This window comes from Nostoc sp. UHCC 0252 (assembly GCF_034931145.1).
Taxonomy (GTDB): domain Bacteria; phylum Cyanobacteriota; class Cyanobacteriia; order Cyanobacteriales; family Nostocaceae; genus Nostoc.
On record NZ_JAYGHE010000039.1, the window covers coordinates 19075 to 30580 of the forward strand.

The following is an 11506-nucleotide window of genomic DNA, read 5'->3' on the forward strand; positions in this document are numbered from 1 at the left end:
GTTAAGTTGACACGTATGGGCACTGCCGTGCCTCTACCCTCACAATATAATCTTCATCTGCATGGGAACCGCTATATATTCGTTATTGTGTAAGTTGTCTCTGTCTACATTGAATATATTGAAAATTTGTCTCCACTGCGGGACTTTATAAAAAACGAAAGTTTGGAATTATAAATCTAGAGTGAAGCCATAGTAATTTTTAGCAATTACTATTAAATTGTCGTTACTAATTTGGGAACAATAAACTTAGAAGTCAAGAGGATTTAACAATATGTTCACCACTAATGTAAATATTCCCAGATATCACCTCCTTGAAGAAATTTACAATGGTTCGAGAACTATAGTTTATCGAGGTTATCGAGAAAGTGACTTATTACCTGTAGCGATCAAACTACTGAAAAATCCATATCCCAACTTCAATGAACTAGTGCAGTTTCGCAATCAGTACACCATTGCTAAAAATCTCAACTCACCACTGACCGTCCAAACCTACAGCCTGGAAGCGTATCAAAATGGCTATGTGTTGGTGATGGAAGATTTTGGCGGCATATCTCTAAAAGATTATTTTGCTCGTAACCAGACGCGAGATATTGGGACTTTACAAGAGTTTTTACAAATTGCGATCGCACTGTGTAATTCCTTAGAGATCCTCTATAGTCAGCGCATCATTCATAAAGATATCAAACCGAGCAATATTTTAATTAACCCCCATTCCAAACAAGTTAAATTAATCGACTTCAGTATCGCCTCTTTATTACCAAGGGAAACGCAAACTCTCATCAGCCCCAATGTATTAGAAGGGACACTAGCTTATATTTCTCCAGAACAGACTGGGAGAATGAATCGGGGGATTGACTACCGAACTGATTTTTATTCACTCGGTGTAACCTTCTATGAGTTACTTACAGGTGAGTTACCTTTTCAATCAAATGACCCAATGGAGTTGGTACATTCCCACATTGCTAAAACAGCCCCTTCAATACATCAAATTAATTTCCGAATTCCGCCTGTAATTTCGGAGATAGTGAGCAAGCTAATGGCAAAAAATGCCGAAGACCGCTATCAGAGTATATTAGGCTTAAAGTATGATTTAGAAACAAGTTTTGCTCAACTTAAAACAACAGGTAAAATTGAAAGCTTCCCAATAGCACAAAGGGATATGTGCGATAGATTTATTATCCCTGATAAACTCTATGGGCGAGAATTAGAAGTACAAACCCTACTGAGAGCATTTGAAAATGTCAGCTTGGGTGCTACAGAAATAACACTAGTAACTGGATTGTCAGGGATTGGCAAAACTGCGCTTGTCAATGAAGTTCATAAACCTATTGTTCGTCAACGCGGTTATTTTATCAAAGGCAAGTTCGATCAATTTAATCGGAATATTCCTTTCTCAGCATTTGTCCAAGCCTTCCGTAACTTTATGGAGCAATTATTAGCAGAAAGTGTTATCCAAATACAAGAATGGAAAAATAAAATTGTTCAAGCATTAGGTGAAGATGGACAAGTAATTATTGAAGTTATTCCTGAATTAGAAAGAATTATTGGTAAACAGCCAGATGCACCAGAATTATCAGGTAACGCAGCCCAAAATCGATTTAATTTATTATTTAAAAGATTTCTCCAAGTTTTTACAACTAAAGATCATCCCTTAGTAATATTTTTAGATGACTTGCAGTGGGTAGATTCGGCTTCATTGAAACTCATGCAATTATTAATGAAGGAAACGAATCAGGGATATTTATTGTTAATCGGTGCGTACCGGGAAAATGAAGTATTTCCCGCACATCCCTTGATGGTGATGTTGGATGAAATTCATAAAGCAGGTGTAACCGTCAATAGCCTTACCCTGGAACCGCTCAAGCAATTACAATTGAATCAGCTTGTAGCTGATACGTTAAATTGTTCAGAAAATGTTGCATTATCACTTTCACAATTAGTTTATCGTAAATCTCAAGGTAATCCATTCTTTGCTACTCAGATTCTCAAATCATTATATCAAGACAAACTGATTGAATTTAATTTTGTAGAGGGATGCTGGCAATGTGACATTTCCCAAATAAATCAGCAAACACTAGCGGATGATATTATTGAGTTTATGGTCTTTCAATTACGAAGACTACCAAAATCAACTCAACAACAACTGAGGCTAGCTGCTTGTATTGGAAATCAGTTCGATTTAAAAACATTAGCAATTGTTTCCAAACAATCAGAAGTAGAAACCGCAGATTGTTTGTGGAAGGCTTTGCAAGAAGGATTGATTTTACCGCAAAGTGAGGTTTATAAATTTTTTGTTGATTCCGAAAATCAAGCAGCTACTCAAGAACATTCTGAGATGGTTGTATATAAATTTTTACACGATCGCGTCCAGCAAGCTGCTTATTCACTCATTCCAGAAGCACAAAAGCAGTCAACACACTTGCAAATTGGGCGATTGTTATTGCAGAATACACTTCCAGACCAGCAAGAGTCAAGAATTTTTGCGATCGCTAACCAATTCAATTACGGATTGGAGTTATTAGAGGAACCTACAGAACGAGAACATCTATCCCGATTAAATCTGATGGCTGGCTGTAAAGCCAAAAACTCTACTGCTTATGCGACAGCAGTCGAGTATTTAAAAGTTGCAATGCTTTTGTTACCGATAAATGCTTGGGAAAGCAGCTACGATTTGACCCTTGCTATTTATGAATCTGCGGCTGAAGCAGAATATCTCAATATAAACTTTGATTCATCAAAATCGTTAGTCGATATTATCCTCAAAAACGCTCAATCTCCATTAGAAAAAGTTCGTACTTATGAGATTCAAATCCAATCTTATACGGCGCAAAATAAATTTATTGAAGCAATAGCCACAGGTAGAGAAGCACTCCAATTGCTAGATTTAACCTTACCTGAAGATGGTAACACTCAACTGATTTTCGATGAACACCATCAGTTGCAACAAATGTTGGTTCATCAATCGATTGCAGCATTGGCAGATATGCCAGAAATAACCGATCCTAAAAGATTAGTTGCACTCCGCATTTTGTCGGGTTTGTTTGCCCCGGTTTATATAGCCAAACCCATGTTGTTGCCGCTCAAGATTTTTGCAATGATTAAAATTTGTATCCAATCTGGCAATTCACCACAGGCCGCTGTTGCTTACAGCCTCTATGGATTATTTTTGTGCAGTATTGGTGCAATTGAGGATGGGTATAGCTTTGGGAAACTGGCAGTCCAACTTTTAGACAAATTTCCAACTAAAGAACTTAAAAGTAGAGTTTATTTAACATTCAGCCTGTTTATTAAACACTGGAAAGATTCAATCAAATCCACCTTAAATTTATTTTTGGATGGATTGCAAAGTGGATTAGAAACTGGAAATTTGGAATATGTTGGCTATTGCGCCAATTGTTACTGTCAATTTCTATTTTGGAGCGGAGAAAACCTAGAAATTGCTGTAATGGAGGCAGATAAATATTGTGAACTAATGCAGCGAATTAAACAAGAGGTATCTCTAGTTTGGGGAAATATCTGGCGGCAGACGGTTCTAAATTTACAAGGTGAAGCGGCTAATCCCTGCTGTTTAATTGGTAAGCATTTTCATGAAGTAGAAATGTTACCAACTTTGATTGCAACTAATAATATCAACGGCATTTGTTATGTTTATTTGGCAAAAACACTACTAGCTTATCTTTTTGGTGAATATGAGTGTGCTTGGGAATATTCTCAAAAATTTGAGCAGTATGAGCAGGGAGCAGCAGGCTTATTAATTGTTCCTTTGCGGAATTTCTATCAATCTTTGAGTTTATTAGCTCTTTGTCATCAGGTAAGTGAAGCACAGCAACAGCTTTATCTCCAAAAAGTAGCTGAAAATCAAGCAAAGATGCAGGAATGGGCAACTCATGCGCCAGTCAATTATCAGCATAAGTACAATTTAATTTTGGCTGAACAAGCTAGGGTAATTGGCGATCGCGTACAAGCCGCAGATTATTATGAAATAGCGATTCAAGAAGCGATCGCCAATGACTATCTTCAGGAAACAGCGATCGCTAACGAACTTGCTGCCAAATTTTACCTCGAATGGGGTAAAGAAAAAGCCGCAGAAGGATATCTGCAACAGGCATACTATTGCTATGCTCGTTGGGGAGCAAAAGCCAAAACTGATGACTTGGAAAAATGCTATCCCAAATTACTCAAACCAATTTTGCTACAACAAGGATTCAACTTCAATTCCTTAGAAACTATAGGGAGCATTGTTCCTACATCTACTTGTACTAGCAGTAGTACTAATATTTCTGACACTCTGGATTTGACCTGCATTCTCAAAGCCGCTCAAACTATCTCCAGTTGTATCGAATTAGACGCACTTATCAGCAACCTCACCCGGATTATCTTAGAAAATTCTGGTGCGAAAACATCTATATTAATTCTTCCTCAAGAAGATACTTGGCAAGTGCGGGCAATTACTTATATCGATCGACAGTCAAATTCTCAGGCTGAGGTCAAAACCATTTTTGACTCACAACAAATAGATACTTGTCAAAAAATTCCCAAAAAATTGATTAATTACGTTAAGAATACTCAAGAAACCATCATCATAGATAATTGCAAAACAAATATTCCTGGTGTAATTGGGGAATATATGCTTTTACATCAACCTCAAAGTGTATTATGTACACCCATTATTAACCAAGGTCATTTGGTGGGGATTCTCTACCTTGAAAATAAACTGAGTCAAGGGGTATTTACTAGTGACCGTCTACAGGTGATTAGTTTATTATCCTCTCAAGCAGCAATTGCCTTAGAAAATGCCCAACTTTATCAGCAAGCTGGGCAAGCTTTACAAGATTTGCAACAAGCTCAACTACAAATTGTGCAGAGTGAAAAGATGTCTGCATTGGGTAACTTAGTTGCTGGAGTGGCTCATGAAATGAATAATCCTCTCGGTTTTATTGCTGCCAGCCTCAAGCAAGCTAAACCCACCTTTGCTGATATTTTTGAACATTTAAAACTGTATCAAGAAAAGTTTTCTGTCCCAAGTAATGAAATCATAGACCATGCTAAAGAAATTGACTTGGATTATAGCTTAGAAGACTTCCCCAAGATAATTGATTCGATGATTATGGCCTGTAACAGGCTAGAAAATATTAGCACGAGTCTCAGAACTTTTTCTCGTGCTGATAGAGATTACAAAGTTCCATTTAATATTCACGAAGGGATTGATAGTACAATTCTAATTTTAAAACATCGTCTCAAAGCTAATGAGAATCGCCCAGTAATTGAGGTAGTGAATAACTACGCCAAATTGCCGCAAATTGAATGCTTTCCAGGTCAATTAAATCAAGTTTTTATGAACATAATGGCGAATTCAATTGATGCTTTGGATGAATCAAATACAGGGCTAACTTTTGAGGAAATTCAAGCTAATCCTAACCAAATTACAATTACTACTGCCTTGAAATATCAAGAGATTGAGGTGAAAATTGCTGATAATGGGGTAGGGATGAGCGAGTCAGTCAAACAAAAAATATTTGACCACTTGTTTACTACTAAAGGTGTTGGTAAAGGGACGGGATTAGGATTAGCGATCGCTCAGTCTATTGTTGTAGAAAAACATGGTGGAACTCTGAATGTGAATTCTACCCCAGGAGAGGGAACAGAATTTGTGATTACCCTACCAATTATGGCTCATAAAAAAGCTAATTAAGCTATTTCATAGTGGTGACATTACAACATCATCCCGCGATCGCCAAATTGCTACAGTAACTCACAAGAGAGCATAAATACATATCGATGTAAATAAAAAACTTTTTATTTGCTTGGTATAAAACTAAACAACAAAGCGCTTTGAGCGATCGCTTGGGAGCAACTAACTTTGCTGCTGTTATGCTCCCATGACAATGCTATACCCACGCTTTTACTAAATCAATATCAGCAAGCCAGATGAGTCGGCTTTGATTCGATGCCCTTTCTCCCACAACCGGAGGACACCACTCCACACCGTAAAGCCAATTGTTTTTGAGGCTAAAAATCCCTTGAATAATCCGACGTGTCGGTTGTTCACTAAAATCAACTTCAACTATGTCCCCTAATTGAAAAGCCTGAGTAGGAGCAGTACTATTTTTGAATACATTTGTTCGATGAAATTCTTTAGAAGGTAAGTAAAGCATTTCACCAAGGCAAAGAATTGCATAAATCCACTCCTGCCCTTCCCAATGAACACCACAACAGTAGCCTGGTAAATCGGAGTTTGAGAGGAAAACTTTTTCTAGCATCTGAACTGCTAAAGGAGGCATGGCTTGACCCCACGGAGGAGAAATATGCCAGCAGGATTCCAAAAGTTTAATCTGGTTAATCATAATGCTTTACAGCTCTATTTTTAAATAATAGACTTGCTTACACTCGTGCAATCCGGAATTTAATTTAAATTCTTCTGTTCTTCTGTTTTTTTGCTTGCACCCAGTTTTAACTTTGGATAATCCTGATTTGATTGCTGCCTGCGTGGTGGGTGATGGCGAAGCGGAAACTGGCCTCGCAGCAACAGCTTGGCACTCTAACAAGTTTTTCAATCCAGTGCATGATGGTGGGGTTTTGCCAATTCTGCACTTGAATGGCTATAAAATTGCCAATCCTACCATATTGGCACGCATACCTCCTCACAAACTGGAGAGCTTATTCGTTGGTTACGGTTACAAGCCTTATTTTGTAGAGGGGGATGATCGTGAAACCATGCACTTAATATTTCCAATTACTTCATTATTGGATGATGATATGGCACGTCGAGGAATCAAAGATAAACGTATTTTTTGGGCTGTCGCTCTTGTACCGTTGTTTGGGCCATTAGTATATTTATGTTTGCGTCCATCATTGCCAAAAACTTCTGCACAGATTCTTCGAGCGCACTGGAATATACTCGACTCAGGCGATCGCTAATCTGCTGCATTTTCAACAATCCACATTAAATCAATGCAACCTACAATATCAATCCCCCAACACTGGGGCTACCCTCGCCTTGCTTTGGAACAGCGTACAAAAGACGGCATCATTCTGGAATTTTATTTTGCTTGTGTATGTTGTTTAACTCATCTTATTGTGGATAGCTGTTTTGCAAAATAAGACTGGTAGAGTCCGTAACGGGGTAAGACGCGATCGCCCTCAAAGCGAATTAATCCCAAACCTTCAAGCTTGTAAGTGTCAATAGAATTAAGAGAAATACCTTGCTTTGCTGCGATAATTTCAGCATAAGTCTTTGCCAGTCTAGGATTTTCTTGCAGTTTGATCAACTGTCGCCATAAATGATCGCGGTAGATGCCACCATTGGCGATCGCATCCTCTATTATTTCCTCCAGGGTCATTTCTTGAGACTTAAGATAATACAAACTAATCTGGATTAGTGCTGGATGCCCTCCTACTAGTGACATTAGTTGAGCAAAATCTTTAGCTTTAAATGAATCTAAACTATAACGCCTAGCTAAATTCTCTACTTGTGGTTGAGTAAAATCGTTCAGACGAATAGGTAGACCAATATTAAAAGGAGAGAGGTTAATATCCATAGAGATATAGTCTTCGGTTGAGTAAACCATTACTAACCTCAGCTTTTGCCAATTGGGATTGTGTCGTGCTTCCTCACACCACGACCGCAACAATGCGAAAAACTCTTGACAAATGTGAGGATATTCAAAAAAACGGTCAACTTCATTCAACACTAAAACCACTGGGCTTTGACATTGTTCGAGCAAATAGTTTTCTAAATAGAAGCCACTACTCAAGTTGTAACCAATTTCTTCATTCCACTTTTCTTTGAGTTTGGGGTCAATACCTAACCCTGTTGCAATTTTCCAGCAAAGACGACGCAACAGTTTATTTAAATCAGTTAAACACTCATTATCGAATTGGTAGCAATTCAGATTCACAGTCTGATATCCAAGTTTCTGTGCAAAGGCACAAAGCCGCAACACAAGGGAGCTTTTACCCATCTGTTTGGGAGACTTAATCCGAATCACGCAGCCACTAGTAGTTACTTCTCGATAAACCTTTCTCTCTAGTGGAGGACGTTCAATATAAAAGTGAGAATCTAAAGGTACGGGGCCATCCGGGTATGACCAAAGATTTTCTATCTGTTTAGTTTGTATGTGATGTTTTTCGACAAGTGAGATTAATTCAGAACGTTGAGATAAATCTTTTTCTATATTTGCAATAGACAATAACTCAGATGTTTCAGCCTCATTTACTTTGTTGACTATGGTATAGTCTTCGCTATGTAATTCTAGATTAAAAGCGCTAAAGCAGAGTTTTAGAGTTTTTTGATCTACACTTTCATTTAAAGACCATAATTTACTCAAAGTTCTACTAGAAACATGAATGCGCGAGCTTATATCTTCTAAACTCAAGTGCTTGCCTTTATTTTCTACTATCTCCACAGAAAGAATTGCTGATTGTAACCGTTTAATCCCTGTGGATGTTAGTACAACTCCTCGTGCGCGTTTAGTTTTATACATTTTTGTCCTAAGTAGCTGTTATGAATGAGTGTCACAAGCAACATTTCTTTTTACATACTGAAACTATAATTTAATGTGGCAATTTTTGATACACTCTTATTTCATTTTTTCTTAAAATCCATACGAACTCTAATCAACTAAGTTACATTATATTAGCTTGACAGTAAACACTGACATCAATTACCTATTTCTCCTACTTTTCCCACTTTTCCGACTTTTCCACTTGGTATTTTGATGGTTGCCTTGCAAAAACTCTCTGGCAAAATGAATAACTTGTATTTACCTGAATTTGTACAAAATAGATGTATTTTAATTACTAGATCCTATCAAGAAAAAGGAAGGTTTTCTAACTGTCTTGATATCCATTGAGGAGTGAAAACACTCTGGTAAATTGGATTTTTGACTCTCAGATAGCCGTTATAATTTTCCACCAAACCAGATAGGAACAGTTCTGTCTGTTCTCCACTATTATTAGCTGGTATCAAGTTATCTATCGGGTTCCTATTTCTTAGTTCCTCTACTTGTAACACCTGTTGATAAATGTTTAATAACTTTCCTGCTTTGTGTTGGTCAAAAAGTAAGCGATCCCTTATGGTACGTAGATGTTCCGGTTCATCTTGGAATTCCCAATGTTGAATAATGCGCGATCGCACCAATTGTTCTACCCAATATCCTTCAGTACCCTTCGGTATAGTCATCGTTGCCTTATAACTTTCTAACGCAACTTGCACAACTAACTGACAAAGCTTTTGGGTGAGAAACGGCTGTCCTTTTGTCCAATTAATAATATACGCTAATATTGCTTCTGGATGGCTGATTACTTCTTCTATACCTTCAAGTAGGGGCATAGCTTCATGTAATTGAAAGTCACATAACTTAATTGCTTGACCAATGTTAAAGGGGGTTCGATGTCGATCAGCAATTAATTTGGATGGACTGGCTACACCAAACAAAGCAAAACCCAAGCGTTGAAAATTTGGGTTGTGTGCATATTGCTCATAACAGTAACGAATCCAGATAAAAAAATCGTTGATCGGAAAATTTAAACTTAGTAAGTTATTAATGTTGTCGATAAAGATAAAAATGCGATTATTTTGAACTTCTCTCAGTAACACCTGTTCAACAAATTGATATAGTCGTTCTACAGGCTCAAGTTCTGATTGTTGCTCCCACCAACTTTCAAAGTTGATTCGTTCTCTCAGATTTAGCTTGTGAAACAAGCTGAAAATAATACCCTTATACCACTGTATAGGTGTAATTTGATTAGTACCTAATAGGAATGAATTCAAATAAACACATATATAATTTTCTTCTTCCAAGCGATGAATAGTCCGGTGTAGTAGAGATGATTTCCCTGTTTGGTGGGAGTTGAAGACGTAACAAAAATTTCCTGTTTTTAATCCAGTATAAAGTTGTTCGTCTGCTTGACGGACAATATATGTAGAGTCATCATACTTCAGGCTATCACCGACCTGATATCTCATAGTCAAGTCAATTACTATAAATAGCGATACTTGTAATTTTATAAATGCAAACAAGAATGCAACTCAACATAGTTCATAATTTTCCACAACAGACATGTAATGGAAAATGACAGCTAAATTATTTTATGAAAAAAGCAAATTTTTGGAGAAAAATTATATATTTTTAGATAAATAAAGATCAATCGCCCAAGAGATAGTGCCAAAGTTAATCACTATATCATTTGCAGACTTATCTTCTCTTAGCTAAAAATAAAAATCAAGGAAAGTTAAGACATTTAAGTAAATTCTTGAGATATAGGAATCCAGTTTGATTTATGAAAACATACGTAGGGTGTGTTAGCGACAGCGTAACGCGCCAAACCCTCTATAATGGGGCGTTACGAACTCCGTTCTAACACACCCTACAATACCTAATTTTTTTCAAAAATAAAATATGATTCCTATAGTTAAGACAGGAATACTGCTCAGTTAAGGAAAAAAGTAGGCTCAAACCCTTGAAATATCCTTATCTATAATGCCCAAAGAGCTTAAGCGAGCAGCATTAGTTAGGCCAGTTAATAAAAAAAACAAGCAAGTGTTTTTAAAAATAAAGTCCAAAGTGATTTTACTGCCAGTGCTGATTATGGGCGGTGGGGAGCATCCCACTTTTTTGTATGTCATTGCGAGCGAAACAAAGTGAAGCAAAGCAATCGCAAAATCTCCAACTAAGAACTAGTCCATGCGATTGCTTGTCTGCGACACGCTCTTGCGTTCGTCGTTCCTCCTCTCTAGGAGACGCACTCACGTTCGCAATGACATTTATTCTCTGAGTGCAAAAAAAAACTAGGATGTACCCTGGGTGGTGTGCTAGTCGAAAAATAAAGCGTTTAGGCATTGATGTCCTTACTTTTGAACAATATCCTGTGGCTTAATTCACATAAGGCGTATATTTTATATATCTATGTGCTTAACTTTCTTAAATTTCCTAAATTTCCTAAATTTCTTAACTGGTTTCTTAAATATTTTCTTAAATGTCTTAACTGGTCTTGCATCTTATTTAAAAAACTGGGATTATCTATATGAATATATCTACTGGATTATTAAAAATAAACAGGTAGCAAAACCAAATCTGCTCAAGTTATACTCAAATAAATTAAAAATTTACTTATTGCAAAGGAGCAAAAAATCAAATCGAAAAATGAACTTGTATCTATTTATCGAATAGAATTCAGGAGTCAGAATTCAGCAATGTTTTCTGTGCGAGTGGCGGATAGCTAAGGTTTAGCCTATTCTGACTTTTGAATTCTTCTTCAATAGTTAACCTCAACTCATTGTGAGAATAATTATAATATTTAGCTAATTTAAATCTTATAAGAACAAAAGGTATATTATATTATTACAAAAGCTAGATATTAGCCTATAAAAACAGTTCTAATACTTAGAATATAATGGTGACAAAAAGAGTAAGTTCATCTAAACAATTTTTTTAGTAGCAAACACTCTATTTGTGTATTATTCGTATTTTTATAACTAAGATTTTCATGATTTTAAGGAGTTTTA

The 11506-nt window shown here is 36.7% G+C and carries 4 protein-coding genes and 1 pseudogene; 2 read left to right on the top strand and 3 right to left on the bottom strand.

Translation table 11 applies throughout. The features are described from left to right. Nucleotides 1-271 precede the first annotated feature (271 nt). Entirely contained in the window at nucleotides 272-5692 is a 5421-nt protein-coding gene (locus tag VB732_RS20740) for an AAA family ATPase (protein WP_323232793.1), read from the top strand. Nucleotides 5693-5888: 196 nt separating this feature from the next. Here the strand turns inward: VB732_RS20740 and VB732_RS20745 are convergent, their stop codons facing one another. Continuing rightward, a complete protein-coding gene (locus VB732_RS20745) occupies nucleotides 5889-6344 on the bottom strand; it encodes a DUF1392 domain-containing protein (RefSeq protein WP_323232794.1) in 456 nt (151 codons plus the stop codon). A 115-nt stretch (nucleotides 6345-6459) separates the two neighbouring features. On the opposite strand from VB732_RS20745, the pseudogene VB732_RS36005 reads away from it, so the two are divergent. Beyond that, a pseudogene (locus VB732_RS36005) lies at nucleotides 6460-6720 on the top strand (phosphoketolase); the annotation flags it as partial. Between the two features lie 347 nt (nucleotides 6721-7067). On the opposite strand, the gene VB732_RS20755 reads toward VB732_RS36005, so the two are convergent. Both VB732_RS20755 and VB732_RS20760 read right to left on the bottom strand, forming a co-directional pair. Beyond that, nucleotides 7068-8483: an AAA-like domain-containing protein gene (locus VB732_RS20755; RefSeq protein WP_323232796.1), complete on the bottom strand. Its 1416-nt coding sequence runs from the start codon at nucleotides 8481-8483 to the stop codon at nucleotides 7068-7070. A 326-nt stretch (nucleotides 8484-8809) separates the two neighbouring features. Beyond that, nucleotides 8810-9967 (bottom strand): AAA-like domain-containing protein, encoded by a 1158-nt coding sequence (locus tag VB732_RS20760; RefSeq protein ID WP_323232797.1) that lies wholly within the window; start codon nucleotides 9965-9967, stop codon nucleotides 8810-8812. Nucleotides 9968-11506 lie beyond the last annotated feature (1539 nt).